Below are 23489 nucleotides of genomic sequence, written 5' to 3'. Positions count from 1 at the left end.
TCCGCCGGGCGCGACGCGATGGGCGGGCCGACCTGCGCGGTCCCGCCGGAGATGGTGGGCTGATCCCATGACCGCAGCGGCTCCCGCACCCGTCCCCGTCGACCGCGACACCCTCCGTGCCGTCGCGTACGGCACCTCCTACGACCCGCACGGCGTCCTCGGTGCGCACCCCGGGGCGGACGGCGTGACCGTCCGCGTGCTGCGGCCCTTCGCCGAGTCGGTCGTGGTCGTCACCGACGAAGGCCACCACCCCGCGGTCCACGAGGACGAGGGCATCTGGGTCGCCGTCCTGCCGGGCACCTCGGTCCCCGACTACCGCCTCGACGTCACCTACGGTGGCACGACGACGCGCGACGACGACCCCTACCGGTTCCTGCCCACCGTCCGCGAGCTCGACCAGCACCTCATCCGTGAGGGCCGGCACGAGACGCTGTGGACGGTGCTCGGCGCGAACGTGCAGCACTACCCCGGCGCCATGGGTGCCGTCACCGGCACCTCGTTCGCCGTGTGGGCCCCCAACGCCAGGGCCGTCCGCGTCATCGGCGACTTCAACCACTGGCAGGGCCGCACCCACGCCATGCGCTCGCTCGGCGACAGCGGCGTCTGGGAGCTCTTCGTGCCCGGCGTCGCCGGCGGTGAGCGGTACAAGTACGAGCTGCTCGGCCCCGACGGGACCTGGCTGCAGAAGGCCGACCCCCTGGCCAAGGGCACCGAGGTGCCGCCCGCCACGGCGTCGGTCGTCGTCGAGTCGACCTACTCCTGGACGGACGACGAGTGGATCTCCCACCGCACGTCCACCGACCCGCACGACCAGCCGCTGAGCGTCTACGAGGTGCACCTCGGCTCGTGGCGCGCCGGCGCGAGCTACCGCGAGGCCGCGGAGCAGCTCACCGCGTACGTGCAGCAGATGGGCTTCACCCACGTCGAGCTCATGCCGGTCGCCGAGCACCCCTACGGCCCGTCGTGGGGCTACCAGGTCACGTCCTACTTCGCGCCGACCTCGCGGTTCGGCCACCCGGACGACTTCCGGTACCTGGTGGACTGCCTGCACCGCGCCGGCATCGGCGTCATCGTCGACTGGGTGCCGGGGCACTTCCCCAAGGACTCCTGGGCGCTGGCGCAGTTCGACGGCACGGCGCTGTACGAGCACCCGGACCCGCTGCTCGGGGAGCACCCGGACTGGGGCACGTACATCTTCAACTTCGGCCGCAACGAGGTGCGCAACTTCCTCGTCGCGAACGCCACCTACTGGCTCGAGGAGTTCCACGTCGACGGCCTCCGCGTGGACGCTGTCGCCTCGATGCTGTACCTCGACTACTCGCGCCAGCCCGGCCAGTGGCGGCCGAACAAGTACGGTGGCCGCGAGAACCTCGACGCCATCGCCTTCATGCAGGAGGCCAACGCGACGGCCTACCGCCGCACCCCAGGCATCCTCATGATCGCCGAGGAGTCGACGGCGTGGCCCGGCGTCACCGCGCCCACCAGCTACAACGGCCTCGGCTTCGGGCTGAAGTGGAACATGGGCTGGATGAACGACACCCTGCGCTACCTGGCGGAGGACCCCGTCAACCGCCGGTGGCACCACGGGGAGATCACGTTCTCGATGGTCTACGCGTACTCCGAGCAGTACGTCCTGCCGATCAGCCACGACGAGGTCGTGCACGGCAAGGGCTCGCTGTACGAGCGGATGCCCGGGGACCACTGGCAGAAGCTCGCCGGCGTTCGCGCCCTGCTCGCCTACCAGTGGACCCACCCCGGCAAGCAGCTCATCTTCATGGGGCAGGAGTTCGCCCAGCAGAAGGAGTGGAGCGAGGCCCGCGGCCTCGACTGGTACCTGCTCGACGACCCGGGCCACACCGGGGTCCAGCGCTCCCTCGCGGCCCTCAACGCCGTCTACCGCGCGCACCCCGCGCTGTGGGAGCTCGACCACTCCCCCGAGGGCTTCGAGTGGATCACGTCCGACGACGCCGAGCACAACGTGCTCGCGTACCTGCGCAAGGGTCGCGACGGCACCAAGCCCGTCGCCGTCGTCGTCAACTTCGCCGGCGCACCCCACGAGGGCTACCGTCTCGCACTGCCGTCCGGTGGCCGGTGGACCGAGGTCTACAACTCCGACGCCGAGGAGTTCTACGGGTCGGGCGTGGGCAACCTGGGTGCCGTGACGAGCGAGGCCGTCCCGCACCACGGCCGCGCGTTCTCCGCCTCGGTGCGCGTCCCCCCGCTCGGCGCGGTGATCTTCACCCCCGAGGGCTGACCAGCACCGCCCCACCGACGGCCCCGCCCCTCCACCGGAGGTGCGGGGCCGTCGCCGTTCCCGCCACTCCTGCACCCCAGCACCGTCGTGCTGCCGGATGCGACACAGCAGCCGTGCAGGCATGCCGCACCGGACGAGCAGCTAGCCCGACGACCGGGACCGCGATGGAGGAGCCGTCGAGCCGAGGAGGCGAGGAGGCGAGGAGGCGAGGAGCCGAGGAGAGCCGAGGAGAGCCGAGGAGAGCCGAGGAGAGGCGAGGAGCACCGTTGCGCCCCGCGTGTGCGGGTCACGTGTCGCCGGCGAGAAACCATGCCGTGTCTCGTGAACGACGAAAGGCCACCCCGTGTCGGGGTGGCCTTTCGTGGTAATGGTTGTCCGGCGGCGTCCTACTCTCCCACACCCTGGCGGGTGCAGTACCATCGGCGCTGGTGGGCTTAGCTTCCGGGTTCGGAATGGGACCGGGCGTTTCCCCACCGCTATGACCGCCGTAACGGGGTCGAACCTGGCACCCCGCGCACCCGGCCACCTGGTGGTGGCGGGTGGGGGTGGGTCGTGGTTCGGGAACCGCACAGTGGACGCGTAGCAGTGAATGGTGTGAGCAAGTTGTCGGCTGATTAGTACCGGTCAGCTGCGGCAGTCGTTGGTCCTGCCTTCCACATCCGGCCTATCGACCCCGTGGTCTACGGGGAGCCTCTCACCCCACGAAGGGGGCGTGGAAACCTCATCTTGAAGCAGGCTTCCCGCTTAGATGCTTTCAGCGGTTATCCCTTCCGAACGTAGCCAACCAGCCGTGCTCCTGGCGGAACAACTGGCACACCAGAGGTTCGTCCGTCCCGGTCCTCTCGTACTAGGGACAGCCCTTCTCAAGTTTCCTGCGCGCGCAGCGGATAGGGACCGAACTGTCTCACGACGTTCTAAACCCAGCTCGCGTACCGCTTTAATGGGCGAACAGCCCAACCCTTGGGACCTACTCCAGCCCCAGGATGCGACGAGCCGACATCGAGGTGCCAAACCATGCCGTCGATATGGACTCTTGGGCAAGATCAGCCTGTTATCCCCGGGGTACCTTTTATCCGTTGAGCGACGGCGCTTCCACAAGCCACCGCCGGATCACTAGTCCCGACTTTCGTCCCTGCTCGACCTGTCGGTCTCACAGTCAAGCTCCCTTGTGCACTTGCACTCGCCACCTGATTGCCAACCAGGCTGAGGGAACCTTTGGGCGCCTCCGTTACATTTTAGGAGGCAACCGCCCCAGTTAAACTACCCACCAGGCACTGTCCCTGGTCCGGATCACGGACCGAGGTTAGACATCCGAAGCGGTCAGAGTGGTATTTCAACGATGACTCCACGGACACTGGCGTGCCCGCTTCACAGTCTCCCACCTATCCTACACAAACCGCACCGAACACCAATACCAAGCTATAGTAAAGGTCCCGGGGTCTTTCCGTCCTGCTGCGCGTAACGAGCATCTTTACTCGTAGTGCAATTTCGCCGAGTTCGCGGTTGAGACAGCGGAGAAGTCGTTACGCCATTCGTGCAGGTCGGAACTTACCCGACAAGGAATTTCGCTACCTTAGGATGGTTATAGTTACCACCGCCGTTTACTGGGGCTTAAATTCTGAGCTTCGCAACTTGCGTTGCTGACCCGTCCTCTTAACCTTCCAGCACCGGGCAGGCGTCAGTCCGTATACATCGTCTTGCGACTTCGCACGGACCTGTGTTTTTAGTAAACAGTCGCTTCTCCCTGGTCTCTGCGGCCCTCCGTGCTTCCCCGGGCATGCCGGTTCACACATCAGGCCCCCCTTCTCCCGAAGTTACGGGGGCATTTTGCCGAGTTCCTTAACCACGATTGTCTCGATCGCCTTGGTATTCTCTACCTGACCACCTGAGTCGGTTTGGGGTACGGGCGGCTAGAACCTCGCGTCGAGGCTTTTCTTGGCAGCATAGGATCACCCTGTTCCCGCGAGTGCGGTCACCATCAGCTCTCAGGCACATGCCCGGCGGATTTGCCTACCGGACGCCCTACAGCCTTGGACGTGGACTACCATCGCCACGCCGGACTACCTTCCTGCGTCACCCCTGTTAACACGCTTACCTACTACCGGATCAGGTCCCAGCACGCACCCCCGGTGTCCCCGAAGGGACGGTGGGAGCACGCGGTGGTTAGTGTCACCGGGCTCGGTATGGGCGGTTCTTCGCCGGTACGGGAATATCAACCCGTTGTCCATCGACTACGCCTGTCGGCCTCGCCTTAGGTCCCGACTTACCCAGGGCGGATGAACCTGGCCCTGGAACCCTTGGTCATTCGGCGGACGGGTTTCTCACCCGTCATTCGCTACTCATGCCTGCATTCTCACTCGTGTGGTCTCCACCGCTGGATCACTCCGCGGCTTCACCGCCCACACGACGCTCCCCTACCCACCTGCACGCCTGAACCCTTGCGGGCTGAGCTGTTGTGCACGTGTCACGGCTTCGGCGGTGTGCTTGAGCCCCGCTACATTGTCGGCGCGGAATCACTTGACCAGTGAGCTATTACGCACTCTTTCAAGGGTGGCTGCTTCTAAGCCAACCTCCTGGTTGTCAGTGCAACTCCACATCCTTTCCCACTTAGCACACGCTTAGGGGCCTTAGCCGGTGATCTGGGCTGTTTCCCTCTCGACTACGGAGCTTATCCCCCGCAGTCTCACTGCCACGCTGTGGCTTACCGGCATTCGGAGTTTGGCTAACGTCAGTAACCTGGTGGGGCCCATCGGCTATCCAGTAGCTCTACCTCCGGCAAGGAACGCGTGACGCTGCACCTAAATGCATTTCGGGGAGAACCAGCTATCACGAAGTTTGATTGGCCTTTCACCCCTAACCACAGGTCATCCCCCAGGTTTTCAACCCTGGTGGGTTCGGGCCTCCACACGGTCTTACCCGCGCTTCACCCTGCCCATGGCTAGATCACTTCGCTTCGGGTCTAGAGCACGCGACTACCTCGCCCTGTTCGGACTCGCTTTCGCTACGGCTTCCCCACACGGGTTAACCTCGCCACGTACCACTAACTCGCAGGCTCATTCTTCAAAAGGCACGCCGTCACCCCTGCTAGGGAGGCTCCGACGGATTGTAGGCACACGGTTTCAGGTACTATTTCACTCCCCTCCCGGGGTACTTTTCACCTTTCCCTCACGGTACTTGTCCGCTATCGGTCACCAGGTAGTATTTAGGCTTACACAGTGGTCTGTGCAGATTCACTCCAGGTTTCTCGGGCCCGGAGCTACTTGGGATCCCTCACGGGAGGCCACACCATTTCGTCTACGGGGGTACCACCCTCTGTGCCCGGCCATTCAAAGCCGTTCGACTATGGCGCGACTTTCTCACTCCCCGGGCCGGCGGCAGCCAGCCCAGCAAGGTCCCACAACCCCGTACGCGCAACCCCTGCCGGGTATCACACGCGCACGGTTTGGCCTGATCCGCTTTCGCTCGCCACTACTCACGGAATATCTCTTCCTGCCGGTACTGAGATGTTTCACTTCCCGGCGTTCCCTCCACACACCCTATATATTCAGGTGCGGGTCACAGCACATGACTGCTGCGGGGTTCCCCCATTCGGACATCCTCGGATCACAGTCTGTTTGCCGACTCCCCGAGGCTTATCGCAGGCTACCACGTCCTTCTTCGGCTCCTGATGCCAAGGCATCCACCCTGTGCCCTTAAAAACTTGCCACAAAGATCATTCAAAGATGCTCGCGTCCACTGTGCAGTTCTCAAACAACGACCACCACGACCGGATCCGGCACCGCCAGCACCCACCCCCGACCCCCCTCACGACGGAAGAGGACCAGGCATGAGCCGGTACGAGCACCCCGGCCATGGCCCCGAGACGAACACACCACCCGACCGGGCAGCTGCTCCCTCAGGACCCAACAGCGTGTCAGCCGACCCCCAGACCACCCCGGCCACCCGTTCCCACCCGCGCACCGCACCCCCACCCCCCACCAGGAGGAGCAAGGACACGACCACACGACGTACTAGGGTCACCCGGGCCCGCAGGACCGGCAGCAGTCGATGTTCCACCCTCGAGCACCACCCCCAGCACGCACGGCCAGGGCATGGTCCTGCACGCACCACCCCCACCCACGACAGGCAAGGACGCGCGTCAGATGCTCCTTAGAAAGGAGGTGATCCAGCCGCACCTTCCGGTACGGCTACCTTGTTACGACTTAGTCCCAATCGCCAGTCCCACCTTCGACAGCTCCCCCCTCACAAGGAGGTTGGGCCACCGGCTTCGGGTGTTACCGACTTTCGTGACTTGACGGGCGGTGTGTACAAGGCCCGGGAACGTATTCACCGCAGCGTTGCTGATCTGCGATTACTAGCGACTCCGACTTCATGGGGTCGAGTTGCAGACCCCAATCCGAACTGAGACCGGCTTTTTGGGATTCGCTCCACCTCGCGGTATCGCAGCCCTTTGTACCGGCCATTGTAGCATGCGTGAAGCCCAAGACATAAGGGGCATGATGATTTGACGTCATCCCCACCTTCCTCCGAGTTGACCCCGGCAGTCTCCCATGAGTCCCCGGCACGACCCGCTGGCAACATGGAACGAGGGTTGCGCTCGTTGCGGGACTTAACCCAACATCTCACGACACGAGCTGACGACAACCATGCACCACCTGTGCACCGACCTTGCGGGGCACCCATCTCTGAGTGTTACCGGTGCATGTCAAGCCTTGGTAAGGTTCTTCGCGTTGCATCGAATTAATCCGCATGCTCCGCCGCTTGTGCGGGCCCCCGTCAATTTCTTTGAGTTTTAGCCTTGCGGCCGTACTCCCCAGGCGGGGCACTTAATGCGTTTGCTGCGGCACGGAATCCGTGGAATGGACCCCACACCTAGTGCCCAACGTTTACGGCATGGACTACCAGGGTATCTAATCCTGTTCGCTCCCCATGCTTTCGCTCCTCAGCGTCAGTTGCGGCCCAGTGACCTGCCTTCGCCATCGGTGTTCCTCCTGATATCTGCGCATTCCACCGCTACACCAGGAATTCCAGTCACCCCTACCGCACTCTAGTGTGCCCGTACCCACTGCAAGCCCCAGGTTGAGCCTGAGGATTTCACAGCAGACGCGACACACCGCCTACGAGCTCTTTACGCCCAATAATTCCGGACAACGCTTGCGCCCTACGTATTACCGCGGCTGCTGGCACGTAGTTAGCCGGCGCTTCTTCTGCAGGTACCGTCACTCTCGCTTCTTCCCTGCTGAAAGAGGTTTACAACCCGAAGGCCGTCATCCCTCACGCGGCGTCGCTGCATCAGGCTTTCGCCCATTGTGCAATATTCCCCACTGCTGCCTCCCGTAGGAGTCTGGGCCGTGTCTCAGTCCCAGTGTGGCCGGTCGCCCTCTCAGGCCGGCTACCCGTCGTCGCCTTGGTAGGCCATCACCCCACCAACAAGCTGATAGGCCGCGAGCCCATCCCTGACCGAAAAACTTTCCACGCACACCCATGCAGGCACACGTCATATCCGGTATTAGCCACCGTTTCCAGCAGTTATCCCAGAGTCAGGGGCAGGTTACTCACGTGTTACTCACCCGTTCGCCACTGATCACCCCAGCAAGCTGGAGATCACCGTTCGACTTGCATGTGTTAAGCACGCCGCCAGCGTTCGTCCTGAGCCAGAATCAAACTCTCCGTCAATGATCGACAACAACCTCACCACCCACACCCCCAAGGGGGCGCGACCGGCCTGGCAGTCGACAAACACAGAGAAAAACTCCAGCTGACAGAACAAGCCATCTGGCCTGTCCAGATCAACCAAACGACAACCCACCCCCACAAGCACCAACCCCCACAACAGGGACCAGCACCAGCACAGGCAGGCGATTTGGCATCGACTACTTGACACACTGTTGAGTTCTCAAGGAACAGACGCACACCTGCTGGTCCGTCTCCAGACCCGCTCCGGGGCAACCGCTCTAACTTATCCGTCCTGCTGGGCCTCCGTCAACCCGCTGTTCTGGCGGATGTCGTGGTGACCAGGCGGTCGGGATCACCGCACACCGACGTCGGCGGACACGTCCGCCGGGTTGTAGTGGGGGTGAGCCGGCCCGCGGTGACCGTCACCGCTCTCGCGGCGACCGTTCCTCCCTGCCGGGCGGCCGTCGAGAACAGTAGGACGTCGCAGGGCCGCCGAGCAACTCCCTGCCCGGTGACCCGCGTCACCGTCCGCCAACGGGCCGGGACCGTCGGGACGGCCGGCGTCAGTACAGGGCGGCTGCCAGCCGGCGCCGCGCGTCCTGGACCCGCGGGTCGTCGCCGCCCACGACCTCGAAGAGGTCGAGCAGCCGCTTCCGCAAGGTCTCGCGGTCGTCGCCGCGCGTCGTCCGGACGAGGTCGAGCAGCCGGTCGAACGCGTCCGCCACCTGGCCGCCGAGGACGTCGAGGTCCGCCACCACCAGGGCGGCGGCGACGTCCGCCGGGGCGTCGGCGGCCGCGGTGCGGGCCGTGCGGAGGTCGACGTCCTGCGTGCGCAGCAGCAGGCCGACCTGGGCGAGGCCGGCGCGGGCGAGGTCGTCGCGCGGGTTCTCCTTGAGCGCCTGCTCGTAGGAGGCGGCCGCACGGGCGTAGTCGCCCTCGTCGATGGCGTCGTAGGCGGCCTGGTGCAGCGGGGGCAACGGGGGCTCCGCCGGCTCCGGCGCGGCCTCCTCGGGGGCGGCCTGCGGCGCGACGCGCCCGGTGATGCCGTTGGCCTGCGCGGCCGCGAGGACCTGGTCCAGCACCGCGCGCACCTGGTCGCGCGGCAGCCCGCCCTGGAACAGCGGCAGCGGCTGGCCCGCCAGGACGGCCACGACGGTCGGCACGGACTGCGCCTGGAACGCGGCGGCCACCTGCGGGTTGGCCTCCGCGTCGACGCGCGCGAGCAGCCAGGCGCCGGCGTCCTCGTCGGCCAGGGACGACAGTTCGGCCGCGAGCGCCGTGGACACCTCGCTCCACGACGCCCACAGCAGGACCACCACGGGGTGCTGCGTCGAGCCCTGCACGAGGGCCGGGAACGACGCGGTGTCGACGTCGACGACGTACGTCCCGGCGACCGGTACGCCGCCCGGGCTGCCGGGCGGCGGCGTGGCCGGCCGCGCGAGGCTCGAGAGGTCGACCGCCCCCCGCACGTCGAGGCGCGGTCGCGGTCCGGGTGTCTGCTGGGTCATCGTGTCCCCTCGCTGGTGCCCCTGCCCGGGGCGGCGGTCCTGGTCCTGCGGCGGCCAGGCGCCGGGGGCGCCGCGCCGTCACGGTCGGCTGAGCGGCCCACGCCGCGTCACCGCCCGTCGCTGCTGGTCACTCGTCGCTCACTCCCCCGTCACACCCACGCGCGCGTGCTCTGCGGCGAGGAGCCGCACCTGGTCGGTGGAGCCGGCGGGCGGCACGTAGAAGGCCAGCACGTCGTCATAGGTGTACACGAGCGTGCGGGACACGCTGGTCTTCCCGCTGAGGGCGGCGTCCGTCGCGTCCAGCGTGAGGCTGCCCTGCGAGACCGTGAAGGTGGTGGTCGTGGTGAGCTGCCCGACCACCAGCGCGCCGCCGTCCAGGGTGCCGAGGGCGACGACGCTGTCGGGCACGGCCGCCGACGTCTCTGTCACGCTGCCCACGGCCTGGACGTTGGCGGCGGCCTGCGTGCGCGCCGCGACGAGGCCCTCGCGGAAGGCGTCCGACGCGAACGTCGGCGCGGCGGCGGAGGCGTCACCGTTGGTGAGGACGTCGGCGTACTGGTCGAGGACCGCCTCGGGCGCCAGGCGCAGGGCCTCCGAGCCCGCGTCCAGCACCGGCACGCCCGTGCCCGCGCCGGCCGTGGCCGGCAGCTGCACGCCGGGGAGCAGGCGGGCCCACCCCCAGAGCCGGTACGGGGACCTGGCGTCGTCCTGCCGCAGGACGAGGATGCGGGGCGCCTGCAGATCGGCGGGCTGCTCCGTCACGACGAGGGTCGACCGCGGCCACTGCGTCGTCGCGGGCACGAGCACCGACGCCGGGGTCACGGGCAGCGGGGTCGGGCCCCGCTGGCCCGAGGTGGCCGTCGCGCGGACGTACTCCGCCGTGCGCGTCCGCAGCGCCGGACCCTCCACCCGCGGCGCCAGCCGTGCCGCGTCGGAGGTGGCGTCGGCGTCGGCGAGCACGGCTCCGAGGTCGCCCAGGACGCGGTCGAGCTGGGTCTGGGCGAGCGTCGCGGGTGCCACCGCCGGCGCGGGGGCCGGCACGGGCTCCGGCAGCGGCGTCGCGCACCCGGCGACGACGAGCAGGCCGGGCAGCAGCACCGCCGCGGCACGCGCGCCACGGCGCCGGGAGCGGGCGGGGAGGCGGCTCATCGGTCGTCCCTCTCGTCGTCGGCGGACGGGGCGTCGTCGGGCTGTGCGTCGTCGGGCCTGGCGTCGGACGTGGCATCGTCCGACGGGGCGTCGTCGTGCCCGTCGCCCGCGACCGCGACGTCCTCGGCGGACGTGCCGGTGCGTGCGGCGTCCGCGTCCTCGTCGCCCTGGTCGTCGGCTGCGGGTCCTGCCGTGCGGGTGGACGCCGAGCCGTCCGCCAGGCCCCACGTCCGGCGCCACGCGTCCCCTCGCGTGCTCGGGGCCGACGACCCCGTCGCGGGCCAGGCCGGCACCGGCAGCAGGGTCGGGTCGTGCTCCTCGTCGGGGCCGGGGCCGTCCGTGCTCGAGCCCGGCCCGTGGTCCTCCGGCCCCGCTGCCGGCGTGCCCGACGAGCCCGCCCCGCCGTCGTCGGTGGCGCCTACGGCCGCGGCAGGGGCGCCGAGCAGGCGACGCCACCAGGGTCGGGCAGCGGCTCCGACGACGGGGGCAGCTGTCGCCCCGCCCGGCGACGAGCCTGCGTCCGTCGGGTCGGGCCCGGCCCCGGCGACGAGCGCGTCGCCAGGAGCCGCCGCCTCGGTCGGCTCCTCTGCAGCGGCGTCGATGGCCGGACCGTCGGTCGTCGCCCCGCCGGCGCGCCGCTCGTCGACGCCGCGCTCCTCCAGCAGGGCCTGGTCGGCCGCCCGCTCGTCCGCCGACCTCTCCTCGGCAGGCACCTCCTCGGTGGTCCCCCCGTCGACGCCGTCGGCAGGGACCTGCTCGGCGGGCGTGACCGCGCCCGGCGCCTCGTCGAGGGCGACCTCGTCGGGGGCGACCTCGTCCAGGGCGACCTCATCGGGGGCGACCTCGTCGGCGGCCAGCTCCGGCAGGGCGACCTCGTCGGGGGCCAGCTCCGGCAGGGCGACCTCCTCGTCCCGCTGCGCGCCATCGACCACCGGACTGCCCGGTGCCACCGTGGAGCGCGTCACCTCGTCGGGCCCCGCCTCGTCGGGGTCTGGCGCGGCCGCGGCAGCGGCGGTCGCGACCGCGCCGGCGGAGGCGAGGGGGACCTCGCCCGTGCGCGGGCGTCGCGTCCGGGCCTCGCGGCGGGCGGCCTCCTCGGCCTCGCGCAGGCGGCGCCGGGTCGGCGTGAGCGGCACGCCGTCCGGGTCGGTGACGACGGGCAGCGACCCGGTGGTGACGGGCAACGGCTCCTCACGCCGCCGCGCACGGGCAGCCCCGCGCGCCAGCAGGACGGCGGAGAGCAGGACGAGGACCGCCCCCGGGACGACGAGCGGCCACAGCCACGGCGTCGTCACCACGCGCGGCCACGCCAGGCTGATCGTCGGGCGCTCACCGCCCGGGGCGGCGGCCAGCAGCGTCCAGCGACCCTCCTGCGCGGGCCAGACGAGCTCGGCCGAGCCCTCGCCCGTGGCCTGGACGACCCAGAGGTCGGAGCCGGCGGGGTCGGCCACGGCGGCGGCCTCCCCCTCGGCGGGCGCCTCGGCGGACGCCGACGGCGTCGGGGACGCCGAGCCCTCGGCGGTGGGCGTGGGCGTCGCGGTCGAGGTCGTCGTCGTCGTCGTCGTCGCCAGCGTGTCCCAGTCCGACAGCCCGGTCACGCGGGTGACCGCGTCCGTCCCCACCCAGCCGGCGACGTCGGTGTCCCGCCCGACCGCGAGCACCACCGGGGCCCCGCCGGGCGCCGTGACCCGGACCGTCACCGGGTCGCCGCCGAGCTCGAGGACGCCGAGGTCCGTGACCACCAGCGGGGTCCGGGCGGTGGCCGTCGCGCGCAGGACGTCGTCGGCGCGCCACAGCGTGGCGGAGGCCACGCCCAGCAGCACGAGGACCACGCCCACGACGCCGACGGCGGCATGGATGAGGCGGGTGAGCACGCGTCATCCTCCCCCGCGGGCCCCGACGACGGCCAATCGCCCGGTCCGGGCGGCGAACCGGGTGTGGACGCGGGCCGCGCAGGACCGGGCGAGGGCCGGGTCCGATGCCGGGACGGCGCGTATCCTGGCGCCGGACCCGGCCGGGGCCCGGCCGTGCCCGCGCCGACCCGTGCCGACCCGCCGGTGGTCCGACGCCGGCGGTCCGACCCGGTCGGCCGCGCGGCCGACCGAACCGACCGTCGCACGGGCCGCCGCCCCCGTCGCCCCGCTGGAGGATCGCCCGTGTCCGACCCCCGCTCGTCCTTCCCCACCGTGAGCTTCCGCGGCTACGACCGGGAGTCGGTGGACGCCCGCGTGCGGCAGCTCGAGCAGCAGCTCGACAACGCCCGTGCCCAGGTCGAGCAGCTCGACGCGCGCGTGCTGCAGGTGGCGGGCGAGCTGTCGGAGGCGCAGCGGCAGGCCCAGGAGGCCGAGCGGCCCACCTACTCCGGCCTGGGCTCACGGATCGAGCAGCTCATGCGGCTCGCCGAGGAGCAGTCGAGCGACGTCGTCGCCCAGGCCAACGGGCAGGCGGCGGAGACGCTGGCGCGGGCACGCACGGCGGCCGAGCAGATCCGGGCCCGGGCCGAGCACGAGGTGGCCGAGCTGCTCGCGACCGCGCGTCGCGAGGCCGAGGAGCTGCGCACCACGGCGGGGTCGGAGTCGGCGAGCACGTTCGAGTCGGCGCAGCGACGTGCCGAGGAGCTCGTCGCCTCCGCCGAGCGCGAGGCCGCGCGGATCACCGCCGCCGTGACGACGGAGGAGGCCGAGCGCCGCACGACGCTCGAGCGGGAGCTGGCCACGCTGCGCGCGACGGTGGAGAACGAGACGACGCAGCTGCGCGTGGCGACGGAGCGGGCGGCGGCGGGGCTGCGGCAGGGCTCGGAGCACGAGGCGGCCGCCGTGCGCGCCTCCGCCGAGCGCTACGCCGTGGACCTGCGGCAGCGCGTCGACGCCGAGACCTCCGCCCTGCGCGGCGAGACCGAGGCCGCCGTGGCCGCGCTCCGGGCGGACGCGGAGCGGGAGGTCGCGCTCCTCCGGTCCGAGGCGGCGGCCGAGGTGGCGCAGACGCGGCAGGCCCTCGGCGACGAGGTCGCGTCCCTGCGCGGCGAGGTGCAGGCGTGGGCGGACGCCACCCGCGCGGCCGCCGAGCGGGACGCGGCGGCCCAACGGCAGCGCGTCGCGGCGGAGGTCGCCGCGCTGCGGGCCGAGGCCGACCAGTACGCGGCGTACGTCCGCGCCACCGCCGACCGCGAGACGGGTGAGCTGCGGGCCGCGACCGCCGACGAGATCGCCGGCGCGGCGACCGAGGCGGCGCAGGCCATCGCCGCTCAGCGGGCCGAGGCCGAGCAGTACGACGCCGAGCTGCGGGCGCGCGCCGACCGGGAGACGTCCGAGCAGCGCGAGCGCGTCCTCGCCGAGATCGCGCACCTGCGGGCGGTGGCCGACCAGGAGGTGGGCGGCCTGCGGGACGCCGCCCGGCTCGAGGTGGCCGACCTGCGCGCCTCGGCCGAGCGGGAGCTGTCCGACCTGCGCGAGCGCACGAGGCTCGAGGTCGACCGGATGGTCACCGACGCGCAGCGCGCCGCCGCCGACGCCCTCGCCCGCGCGAAGGCGGAGGCCGACGACCTCCTGCGGGCGGCCGCGACGGCCCGCGAGGACGCCGACCTCGAGGTCGCGGCCCGGCGCGAGGCGGCCGAGCGCGCCGACGCCGAGCGCCACGCGGCGGCGCGGGCCGAGGTCGAGCGGCTCGTCGCCGACGCCGAGACCCACGCTGCGGACGCCGAGGTGCGGGTCACGCGGGCCCTGGAGCAGGCCGACCGCGTCCGTGCGGACGCCGAGCGCCAGGCGAAGGAGCTGCTCACCTCCGCGCGCCGCACCGCCGACCGCGTGGTCGCCGAGGCCCGCGAGCACGCGGAGAAGCAGGTGGCCGACGCGACCGCCCAGGCCGAGCGCGAGCGCAGCACCGCCCAGCGCCAGGTGGACGACCTCAACCGGCAGCGGGAGTCGATCACGGGCTACCTCGACGAGCTGCGGGGCATGCTCGGCTCGCAGCCGGACCGCGCCGCCCTCGAACGCGCCCGCCGGCTCGAGGAGGAGTTCCAGCGCGCGGGTGACGGGCAGGCGGACGGGTACGGAAACGGGTACGGGAACGGGTACGGCGACGGGCACGACGAGGACGGCACCCGCGCCGAGCAGGCCGCGGGCGCGCGCTGAGCGGGGTTGCCGGCGTGAGCACGTCGTCCCCGACCGACGGCGGGCCGCACGAGGAGGGCGGGGACGGCCGCGACCTGACCTCGTGGGCCGATCGTCGCAGCGAGGCCGCGCGCGTCCACGACGAGGCGCTCGCGGCACGGCGCCGCGCGGAGAGCGCGCAGGCTCAGGTGCTCATCGACGCGTTCCTCGTCCGCGTCCGCGACGAGGGCCCGGCCCCGAGCCCGTTGCGCGTGCGGTCCTACGACGGCCGCCGCACCTACCGCACCCCGCTGTCGGGCTGGACGCTGCGACGCGACGGCACGGTCGGCATCGACACCGAGGGCCGGTTCTACGTCCTCACCGCGCCGGCCGGCCTGGGCGCGCTGCTGCGGGGCGTCGACCCGGTGCCGACGGACCCGCCGCTCGTCATCGGCGCCGGCGGCCGTGACGGCGACTCCATCGACCTGGCCGACGCGCTCGAGCGCGCCCTGCGGGAGGGCTGACCCCGGCGGGGCCGGGCAGCAGGGCCCGGCAGCAGGCCCGGCAGCAGGGCCCGGCAGCAGGGCCCGGCAGCAGGGCCCGGCAGCAGGGTCGGGGCGCGCGCGGTCAGCGGCAGCGCGCGAGCAGGTCCGACAGCGCGTCCGCGACCGTGTCGGGGCGCTCCACGGCGGACAGGTGTCCCGCCCCCTCGACGACGACGAGCACCGCGTCCCGGGCCGCCGAGGCCAGCTCCCCGGCGCCGGCGGGCGGGGTCACGGTGTCCTCGTCGCCCACCGCCACGAGGACCGGACCCGGCCACGCCGCCAGGACGGCCGTGCGGTCCGGCCGGGCCGCCATCGCCCGCTGGGCCCAGGCGATCGACCGCGGCGACTGGTCGCGTGCCCACGCCCGCACCTGCTCGACGACGGCCGGCCGCACCTGCCGGGTCCCCTCCGCCAGCAGGTCGTCGACCCCCGCGAGGACGTGCTCGGTGCCCCCGGTCCGCTCGGCCTCCTCCGCGACCCGCAGCCGTTTCGCCCGGGCCGCCCCGGTGTCGGCCGCCGCCTTGGTGTCCACGAGCGCCAGCCCGGCGACGAGGTCGGCGTGCCGCTCGAGGAGCGCCAGTGCGACGTAGCCGCCCATCGACAGCCCCGCGACCACCACCCGGTCCACGCCGGCGGCGCGCACCGCCGCCGCGATGCCGTCGGCCGCGGCCTCGAGCGACGGCGGCCCGGCCGGGGCGGCCGCGGCCTCGGTGCCCGCCTCCGGGAGGTCGACGGCCAGCACCCGCCCGGCGCCGTGCACGCGAGGGGCGACGTCGGTCCACATCCGGTGGTCGAGCGGGAACGCGTGCAGCAGGAGGAGGGCCGGGCCCCCGTCGGGGTCGCCGGGCCCGGCGGACGTCGCCGGGGCCGGACCGGCGAGGACGTGGAGGACCGGCGTCACCGGGTCGTCGCTGCTCACGGTCGTCGAGCCTAGCGACGACGGGACGGCCCGCGTCGGCCGCGGGCGGACCAGCACGCGCTGTGCCAGTGGCGCCGGTCCTCGACGGCCCGGTCCGCGCCGAAGAGGCCCTCGGCGCTCCAGGCGACGACGTGCGGCGTACCGGGCGGGACGAGCTGGTCGCACCCCGGGCACCGGTAGGACCGGTCCGAGCCGCGCACGCGCTGGACCACCCACGAGCCGTCGCCGGCGTCCTCGACCGTCCGGCCCCCGGTGGCCCGCAGGACGTCGAGCTCCGGGACCGGCTCCGTCCACGGGCGCTTGCGGCTGCGGCGGGAGGAGGGCACGGCGCCAGTCTCCCCCGTCCCGCGGCCGGCGGCACGCACGGCGGCCGTCCCGTGGACCGGTCGTCGTGATTGGACGGTCCGGTGACGCACGAGGGCCGGCGGCGACCTCCGTGGACGTCCCCGCCGGCCCTGCTGGTCGACCTGCTGGTCGACCTGGCCGACCCGCGCCGTGCGCGTCAGGCGACGGTGACCGTCTCCGCCGCACCCGGCACGACGAGCTCGGCCAGCGCGTCGGGCGCCGGCACCGTCCGCGTCCGGATGAGCTCGGCGTACCACGCCGCCGAGTCCTTCGGGGTGCGCGTGCCCGTGGTGTAGTCGATGTGCACGATGCCGAAGCGCTTGGAGTAGCCGTAGGCCCACTCGAAGTTGTCCATGAGCGACCAGACGAAGTACCCGCGCACGTCGGCACCCGCCGCCATGGCCTCGCCGACGGCGTCGACGTGGTCGTGGACGTAGGCGATGCGCTCCGGGTCGTGGACGCGGCCGTCCTCGACCACGTCCTCGAAGGCCGCGCCGTTCTCCGTGATGACCAGCGGCAGCGCCGGGTAGCGGTCCCGCAGCTCGAGGAGCAGGTCGACGAGGCCCTGCGGCTCGATGTTCCAGCCCATCGCGGTGTGCGGGCCGGGCTGGGGCAGGAACTCCACCTCCGTGGCGCCGACCCAGGGGCTGTGGCCGGAGGACTTGTGCCCGTCCGGACCCGGCCCGCCGTCGCCGACGGCCGGCACACCGGCCCGCACGCGGCCGGTGGAGTAGTAGTTGACGCCGAGCTGCGTCAGCGGCACGCGGATGGTCTCGAGGTCGCCGTCCTGGACGAAGGACCAGTCGCTGACCGCGGCGGTGTCCGTGAAGACGCGCTCCGGGTAGGCGCCCTCGAGCATCGGGCCGAGGAAGACCTCGTTGGCGATGGTGTCGATCTGCGCCTTGGCGTCCACGTCGGCGGGGTCGTCGCTCGCCGCACGTGTGACGTGCAGGTTGAGCGTCACCGAGACGGGCGCGTCCTCGCCGAGGACCTCACGGATCGCCCGCGCCGCCAGGCCGTGCGCGAGGTTGAGGTGGTGCACGGCGGCCAGCGCGGCGGCGCCGTCGGTGACCCCGGGGGCGTGCACGCCGGAGGCGTAGCCGAGGTACGCGGAGCACCACGGCTCGTTGAGCGTCGTCCAGAGCGAGACGCGGTCGCCCAGCTCGAGCGCCATGCGGCGGGCGTACTCGCCGAAGGCGACCGCGGTCTCGCGGTTGGTCCAGCCGCCCGCGTCCTCGAGCTCCTGCGGCAGGTCCCAGTGGTAGAGCGTCACGACCGGGGCGATGCCCGCGGCGCGCAGCCGGTCGAGCAGGTCCCGGTAGAAGGCGATGCCCTCCTCGTTGAACTCGCCGGAGCCGCCCGGCTGCACGCGCGGCCACGCGATGGACAGCCGGTAGGCCTGCAGGCCGATCGCCTGCATGAGCGCGACGTCCTCGGCCACGTGGTGGTAGTGGTCCGACGCGACGTCGCCGGTGTCCCCGTCGAGGACCTTGCCGGGCGTGCGGGAGAAGGTGTCCCAGATGGAGGCCGTGCGGCCCCCCTCGGCCGCGGCGCCCTCGATCTGGTACGACGCGGTGGCCGATCCCCAGAGGAAGTCGGTCGGGAACGTGCGGCCCGACGGGCGGGTGGTCGGCATGAGGTCCTCCGGTGGGTGGGACAGCGGTGTCGGGTCGTCACGCTAGGTGACGTGGGAGCGCTCCCGCAAGTACCAGGACCAGAACGTCGCCCTCTGCAGGTCGAAGCGTTTCGAGCAACGCTTCGACGCCCTAGAGTGACCGCAGGCGCGCGCAGGCGCGCCAGTCCGGACGGAGGCTGGCGTGGCGACGATCGACGACGTGGCACGCGCGGCGGGGGTGTCGGTCTCCACGGTGTCCTACGCCCTCTCGGGCAAGCGGCCGATCTCGGCGGCCACCCGCGCCCGCGTGGAGCGCGCCGTGCGCGAGCTCGACTACCACGCGCACGCCGGCGCCCGGGCCCTGGCGTCCAGCCGCAGCGACGTCATCGCCCTCGTCGTGCCGTTCCGGCCCGGCATCAACGTGCAGATCATCATGCAGTTCGTCGGCGGCGTGGTGACCGCCGCCCGCGAGCACGACCACGACGTCCTGCTCCTCAGGCAGGACGACCCGACCGGCATGGCCCGGGTCGCGGGCAGCTCGACCGCCGACGCGATCGTGGTGATGGACATCGGCTCCGACGACCCGCGGCTGCCCGCGCTGCGGGCGCTCACCGTCCCCTGCGTGCTCATCGGCGTGCCCGACGACACGACGGGCCTCGCGTGCGTCGACCTCGACTTCGGGGCCGCCGGCCGGCTGGCCGTCCGCGAGCTGGCGCGGCGCGGCCACCGGCGGATCGCGCTCGTCGGCGCCTCGCAGGAGGAGATCGCCCAGCACGCGAACTACGCGCTGCGGATGCGCGACGGCGTCCGCGCGCAGGCCGGGGCGGAGGGCGTCGACGCGCTCCTCGTCCCTGCGGCGCCCGGTTTCGCCGGTGGCGTGGACGCCGTCGACAAGGTCCTGGCGCAGCAGCCGGGCACCACCGGGCTCGTCGTGCACAACGAGGCGGCCCTCGGGGGGGTGCTGGCCGGGCTCGAGCGGCGCGGCCTGCGCGTCCCCGAGGACGTCTCGCTCGTCGCGGTGTCCCCCGTCGACATCGCGGCGGCGCTCCCGGTGCCGGTCTCGACGATCGAGGTGCCCGGCATGCGCATCGGCCGCACGGCGGTCGAGATGGTCATGGCCCGCCTGGGCGGCGACGCCGTGCCGGAGACGCGGCTGGTGACGCCGGCGCTGCTCGGCGACGAGAGCCTGGCCGCCCCGCCGGTCACCGTCACCAGGGCCGCCGCCGACGACCGCGTCGGCGCCTAGAAGAGCCGGGCGTCCACGTCGTCGACGCCCTTCATGGCCTCGTAGTCGAGCACGAGCGGCCGGATGCCGCGGTCGACGGCCAGCACCCGCGCCTGGGGCCTGATCTCCTGGGCGGCGAGCACGCCCCGCACGGGGGCCAGCAGCGGGTCGCGGTTGAGGAGCTCGAGGTAGCGGGTGAGCTGCTCGACGCCGTCGATGTCGCCGCGGCGCTTGATCTCGACCGCGACCGTCCCGCCCGCGGGGTCCTTGACGAGCAGGTCGACGGGACCGATCGCCGTGGGGTACTCCCGGCGGACGAGGACGTGGCCGGGACCGAGCAGCGCGACCTGCTCGGCCAGCAGCCGCTGCAGGTGCGCCTCCACGCCGTCCTTGACGAGCCCGGGGTCCACCCCGAGCTCGTGGGCGGAGTCGTGCTGCACCGCGTAGAGCTCGATCTCGAGCCGGTCGTCGGACTTGGCGTGCTGCACCGTCCACACCTCGGTGACGCCGGCCGCCGCCTGCGCCGCGTCCGGCTCGCCCACGACGAGCGCGCACGGCGGGCTCATCCAGTTCAAGGGCTTGTAGGAGCCGCCGTCGGAGTGCAGCAGCACGCTGCCGTCGGCCTTGACGACGAGCAGCCGCGGCGCACGCGGGAGCTGGGCGGAGAGGCGGCCCGTGTACCGGGCGGCGCACTCCGCGACGACGAGTCGCACGGCAGGGACCTCGGGGAGCAGGGACGTCGACGAGCAGGGACGTCGACGAGCAGGGACGTCGACGAGCAGGGACGTCGATGAGCAAGGACGTCGATGAGCAAGGACGTCGATGAGCAAGGACGTCGATGAGCGGACGTCGGCCGGCGGCGACACCGACGAGCAGGTCGGCGCGCGGCGTGTCAGACGTACGCGTCGACGCCGGTGGGGGTGGCCTCGAGCCAGGACGTGAGCCCGGCGTAGGCCTCCGGGGACATGCGCAGGTGCACCGTCCGGTCCGCCGCGCGGCACGTCACGACGAGGAGCTGCACCCCGTGCGCGTGCACCGGCACCCGGTCGGTGACGGCGAGCCTGCGGCGCGCCAGCTCCACGCGCCCACGGGCACGCGTCAGCGGCCCCGGCGTCCACGTGAGGCGGCTGGCGCCGTAGGTCGCCGTCCCGGCGCGCCAGGGACCGTCCGCCGACCGCCCGAGCGCGCACGAGAACGCGCCGGTGCGGCGCGCACGGACGCCGCTGCGCCACCAGGCGAGGGCGGGCAGGACGAGCACGACCACGACGACGAGCGCCGTCAGCACCACGTCCCAGCCGCTCACGCCCGTGACGACCTCAGCGCCCGGCCGGTGCGACCGGGCGCGCCGCGTCCACGACGACCGTGACCTGGTCCGAGTCGACGGACAGGAACCCGCCCTCGACCGTCCAGCGCTGCGGCGACCCGCCGCCGCCGGGGATGACGCGCACCTCGCCGGGGCGCAGCACCGAGAGGACCGGCGTGTGCCCCGCGAGGATCCCGATCTCGCCGTCCGCCGCGGGCGCCGACACCTGGCGCGCCGAGCCGGACCACACCTTGCCGTCCGCCGCGACGATGTCGACCTCGAGCTCTGCCACCTGACCTCCTGATGCGTGCGGGCCGTCGACCGGCGGCGCCGGACGGCGGTGGGGGCGGGACGTCGCACGGGGCCGGTCCGTCGCGACGACGGCCGGCCCCGTGCGGGACGTCAGACCCCGTACTCCTTCTGGATGCGGGCCCAGTTGCGCTCGAGGTCCTCGAGGCCACCGATGTTGAAGAAGGCCTGCTCGGCGATGTGGTCGAACTCGCCGTCGGCGATCCGGCTGAAGGCCTCGACGGTCTCCGCCAGCGGGACGGTCGAGCCCTCGACACCGGTGAACTTCGTCGCCATGTAGGTGTTCTGCGAGAGGAACTGCTGGATGCGGCGGGCGCGCGCGACGACCGTCTTGTCCTCCTCCGACAGCTCGTCGACGCCGAGGATCGCGATGATGTCCTGGAGCTCCTTGTTGCGCTGGAGGATGGACTTCACGCGCGTGGCCGTGTCGTAGTGCGCCTGGCCGACGTACCGCGGGTCGAGGATCCGGCTGGTGGAGGCCAGCGGGTCGACGGCGGGGTACAGACCACGGGAGGCGATCTCGCGGGAGAGCTCCGTGGTGGCGTCCAGGTGCGCGAACGTCGTCGCGGGCGCCGGGTCGGTGTAGTCGTCGGCCGGCACGTAGATCGCCTGCAGCGAGGTGATCGAGTGGCCGCGCGTGGAGGTGATGCGCTCCTGGAGGAGGCCCATCTCGTCGGCGAGGTTCGGCTGGTAGCCCACCGCGGACGGCATGCGGCCGAGCAGCGTCGACACCTCGGAGCCGGCCTGCGTGAACCGGAAGATGTTGTCGATGAACAGCAGCACGTCCTGCTTCTGCACGTCGCGGAAGTACTCCGCCATCGTGAGCGCGGACAGGGCGACGCGCAGACGCGTGCCCGGCGGCTCGTCCATCTGGCCGAACACGAGGGCCGTCTTGTCGAAGACGCCGGCCTCGTCCATCTCGACGATGAGGTCGTTGCCCTCACGGGTCCGCTCCCCCACGCCGGCGAACACCGACACACCGCCGTGGTTCTGGGCGACGCGCTGGATCATCTCCTGGATGAGGACGGTCTTGCCGACGCCGGCGCCGCCGAACAGACCGATCTTCCCGCCCTGGACGTAGGGCGTGAGCAGGTCGATGACCTTGATGCCGGTCTCGAACATCGTGGTCTTCGACTCGAGCTGGTCGAACGCCGGCGGGCGGCGGTGGATCGGCCAGCGCTCGGTGACCTCGAATCGCTCACCGGGCTGGAGGTTGAGCACCTCGCCGGTCACGTTGAACACGTGGCCCTTGGTGATGTCGCCGACGGGCACCGAGATGGGCGCGCCCGTGTCGGTGACCACGGCGCCGCGGACGAGGCCGTCGGTCGGCTTGAGCGCGATCGCGCGGATGAGGGAGTCGCCCAGGTGCTGCGCGACCTCGAGCGTCATGCGCTGGGGACCCTGCCCCTCGCCCTCGCCCTGGCCCGACAGGTCGATGTCGACCGTGAGCGCGTTGTAGATCTCGGGGATCTGGTCCGCCGGGAACTCGATGTCCACGACGGGGCCGATCACGCGGGCGACGCGCCCGACGGCCGGCGTGCCGGCCGTGCTCGGCGTCTCCTCGATGGTGGCGGTCATCTGAAGGCCTCGCTTCGCTCGTCCGGAGCGGCGCTCCGGCTGGATGGTGCAGTGCTTCTGGTGCTCGGCGTCTGGTGCGCGGCGTCAGGAGGCGAGCGCGTCGGCGCCCGACACGATCTCGCTGATCTCCTGGGTGATCTCGCCCTGGCGCGCCTGGTTGGCCAGCCGCGTGTAGGTGCGGATGAGGTCCTCGGCGTTGTCCGTGGCGGTGTGCATCGCCCGCTGCCGCGCGGCCAGCTCGGACGCGGCGGCCTGCAGGAGGCACGCGTAGATCCGGCTGCGCACGTAGCGCGGGAGCAGGTCGTCGAGCACCGTGGCGGGGTCGGGCTCGAACTCGTAGAGCGGGAAGGCCGTGTGGGCGGACGTCCCCTCGACCCCGTCGACGATCTCCAGCGGGAGCATCCGGATGACCCGCGGGCGCTGCGTCACCATGTTGACGAACTGCGTGAAGACGATGTGCAGCTCCCCGACACCCTCGGCCCCCGGGCGCTCGAACGCGTCGAGCAGCGTGGCGGCGATCTCGTCGGCCGTCTCCACCTGGGGCGCGTCCGACTGCCCGGTCCAGACACCGGCCAGCTGCCGGCGGCGGAAGGTGTAGTACGAGACCGCACGCCGCCCGGCGACGTACAGCTCGACCTCCTTGCCCTCCGCCTGCAGCTTCTCGACGAGGCGCTCCGTCTCGCGGATGACCGACGCCGAGTAGGCGCCGGCCATGCCGCGGTCCGAGGCGACGAGCAGCACGGCCACCCGGCGGGTGTCCGTGCGCTCGACGAGGTAGCGGTGCCGGACGTCCGTGTGCGTGGCCACGGCGGACACCGCCCGCGTGATCGCCCGCGAGTACGGCACGGCCCGGCTGACGCGGTCGCGGGCGCGCCCGATGCGGGACGCGGCGATGAGCTCCTGCGCCCGGAACATCTTCTTCAGCGACTGCGTCGAACGGATGCGCGCCTTGTAGACGCGCTGCTGGCCGGCCAT

The 23489-nt window shown here is 71.8% G+C and carries 15 protein-coding genes and 3 rRNA genes; 4 read left to right on the top strand and 14 right to left on the bottom strand.

The window, feature by feature from the left end; translation table 11 throughout:
* Positions 1-67: 67 nt before the first annotated feature.
* Positions 68-2254, top strand: coding sequence for a 1,4-alpha-glucan branching protein GlgB (glgB, locus tag AC2TDM_RS06400; RefSeq protein ID WP_484636166.1), 2187 nt, complete (start codon positions 68-70; stop codon positions 2252-2254).
* Between the two features lie 373 nt (positions 2255-2627).
* Here the strand turns inward: glgB and rrf are convergent.
* From rrf to AC2TDM_RS06370, 6 genes are all read right to left on the bottom strand, one after another.
* A 5S ribosomal RNA gene (gene rrf / locus AC2TDM_RS06395) occupies positions 2628-2744 on the bottom strand.
* Positions 2745-2848: 104 nt separating this feature from the next.
* Positions 2849-5960 (bottom strand): 23S ribosomal RNA (locus AC2TDM_RS06390).
* Between the two features lie 447 nt (positions 5961-6407).
* A 16S ribosomal RNA gene (locus AC2TDM_RS06385) occupies positions 6408-7930 on the bottom strand.
* Together the 16S, 23S and 5S rRNA genes form the textbook arrangement of a ribosomal RNA operon.
* A 563-nt stretch (positions 7931-8493) precedes the next feature.
* A complete protein-coding gene (locus AC2TDM_RS06380) occupies positions 8494-9438 on the bottom strand; it encodes a co-chaperone YbbN (protein WP_484636165.1) in 945 nt (314 codons plus the stop codon).
* Between the two features lie 138 nt (positions 9439-9576).
* Positions 9577-10587 (bottom strand): DUF8094 domain-containing protein, encoded by a 1011-nt coding sequence (locus AC2TDM_RS06375; protein ID WP_090035093.1) that lies wholly within the window; start codon positions 10585-10587, stop codon positions 9577-9579.
* Positions 10584-12461 (bottom strand): DNA polymerase III subunit gamma/tau domain-containing protein, encoded by a 1878-nt coding sequence (locus AC2TDM_RS06370; RefSeq protein WP_484636164.1) that lies wholly within the window; start codon positions 12459-12461, stop codon positions 10584-10586. The genes AC2TDM_RS06375 and AC2TDM_RS06370 overlap by 4 nt, the downstream gene beginning before the upstream one ends.
* A 282-nt stretch (positions 12462-12743) precedes the next feature.
* Between AC2TDM_RS06370 and AC2TDM_RS06365 the strand changes: the two genes are divergently transcribed.
* Positions 12744-14717, top strand: a complete 1974-nt coding sequence (locus AC2TDM_RS06365) for a coiled-coil domain-containing protein (protein WP_484636163.1) — start codon at positions 12744-12746, stop codon at positions 14715-14717.
* 14 nt (positions 14718-14731) lie between these two features.
* Positions 14732-15199, top strand: coding sequence for a hypothetical protein (locus AC2TDM_RS06360; RefSeq protein ID WP_484636162.1), 468 nt, complete (start codon positions 14732-14734; stop codon positions 15197-15199).
* A 103-nt stretch (positions 15200-15302) separates the two neighbouring features.
* Here AC2TDM_RS06360 and AC2TDM_RS06355 read toward each other — a convergent pair whose 3' ends face one another.
* The 3 genes from AC2TDM_RS06355 to AC2TDM_RS06345 form a co-directional block, all read right to left on the bottom strand.
* Positions 15303-16139, bottom strand: coding sequence for an alpha/beta fold hydrolase (locus tag AC2TDM_RS06355; protein ID WP_484636161.1), 837 nt, complete (start codon positions 16137-16139; stop codon positions 15303-15305).
* Positions 16140-16150: 11 nt separating this feature from the next.
* Positions 16151-16465, bottom strand: coding sequence for a hypothetical protein (locus AC2TDM_RS06350; protein WP_090035115.1), 315 nt, complete (start codon positions 16463-16465; stop codon positions 16151-16153).
* Between the two features lie 176 nt (positions 16466-16641).
* Positions 16642-18120, bottom strand: a complete 1479-nt coding sequence (locus tag AC2TDM_RS06345; RefSeq protein ID WP_484636160.1) for a glycoside hydrolase family 1 protein — start codon at positions 18118-18120, stop codon at positions 16642-16644.
* Between the two features lie 181 nt (positions 18121-18301).
* Between AC2TDM_RS06345 and AC2TDM_RS06340 the strand changes: the two genes are divergently transcribed.
* Positions 18302-19345 carry a LacI family DNA-binding transcriptional regulator gene (locus tag AC2TDM_RS06340; RefSeq protein WP_484636159.1) on the top strand — a complete coding sequence of 348 codons (1044 nt, stop codon included), beginning with the start codon at positions 18302-18304 and terminating at the stop codon, positions 19343-19345.
* On the opposite strand, the gene nucS is transcribed toward AC2TDM_RS06340, so the two are convergent.
* The 5 genes from nucS to AC2TDM_RS06315 form a co-directional block, all read right to left on the bottom strand.
* On the bottom strand, positions 19342-20037 hold the full coding sequence (nucS, locus tag AC2TDM_RS06335; protein WP_484636158.1) for an endonuclease NucS: 696 nt from the start codon (positions 20035-20037) through the stop codon (positions 19342-19344). The genes AC2TDM_RS06340 and nucS overlap by 4 nt on opposite strands.
* A gap of 179 nt (positions 20038-20216) precedes the next feature.
* On the bottom strand, positions 20217-20627 hold the full coding sequence (locus AC2TDM_RS06330) for a DUF2550 family protein (protein ID WP_090035077.1): 411 nt from the start codon (positions 20625-20627) through the stop codon (positions 20217-20219).
* 13 nt (positions 20628-20640) lie between these two features.
* Positions 20641-20919, bottom strand: coding sequence for a F0F1 ATP synthase subunit epsilon (locus tag AC2TDM_RS06325; RefSeq protein WP_090035076.1), 279 nt, complete (start codon positions 20917-20919; stop codon positions 20641-20643).
* A gap of 110 nt (positions 20920-21029) precedes the next feature.
* The gene (gene atpD, locus AC2TDM_RS06320) at positions 21030-22514 is read right to left on the bottom strand and encodes a F0F1 ATP synthase subunit beta (protein WP_090035065.1); all 1485 of its coding nucleotides are present in this window, start codon (positions 22512-22514) and stop codon (positions 21030-21032) included.
* A gap of 84 nt (positions 22515-22598) precedes the next feature.
* Positions 22599-23489, bottom strand: coding sequence for a F0F1 ATP synthase subunit gamma (locus AC2TDM_RS06315; RefSeq protein WP_484636157.1), 891 nt, complete (start codon positions 23487-23489; stop codon positions 22599-22601).

The sequence above is a fragment of the Cellulomonas sp. plas2 genome, from assembly GCF_057221735.1.
Note: the sequence above shows the minus strand (reverse complement) of the source record. Positions and strands in the feature narration are given on the sequence as shown.

Bases quoted from the DNA above. Each gene is read 5' to 3' on its own strand.
- glgB (WP_484636166.1), top strand. From the start codon at position 68: ATGACCGCAGCGGCTCCCGCACCCGTCCCCGTCGACCGCGACACCCTC.
- AC2TDM_RS06380 (WP_484636165.1), bottom strand. From the start codon at position 9,438: ATGACCCAGCAGACACCCGGACCGCGACCGCGCCTCGACGTGCGGGGG.
- AC2TDM_RS06375 (WP_090035093.1), bottom strand. From the start codon at position 10,587: ATGAGCCGCCTCCCCGCCCGCTCCCGGCGCCGTGGCGCGCGTGCCGCG.
- AC2TDM_RS06345 (WP_484636160.1), bottom strand. From the start codon at position 18,120: ATGCCGACCACCCGCCCGTCGGGCCGCACGTTCCCGACCGACTTCCTC.
- atpD (WP_090035065.1), bottom strand. From the start codon at position 22,514: ATGACCGCCACCATCGAGGAGACGCCGAGCACGGCCGGCACGCCGGCC.
- AC2TDM_RS06315 (WP_484636157.1), bottom strand. From the start codon at position 23,489: ATGGCCGGCCAGCAGCGCGTCTACAAGGCGCGCATCCGTTCGACGCAG.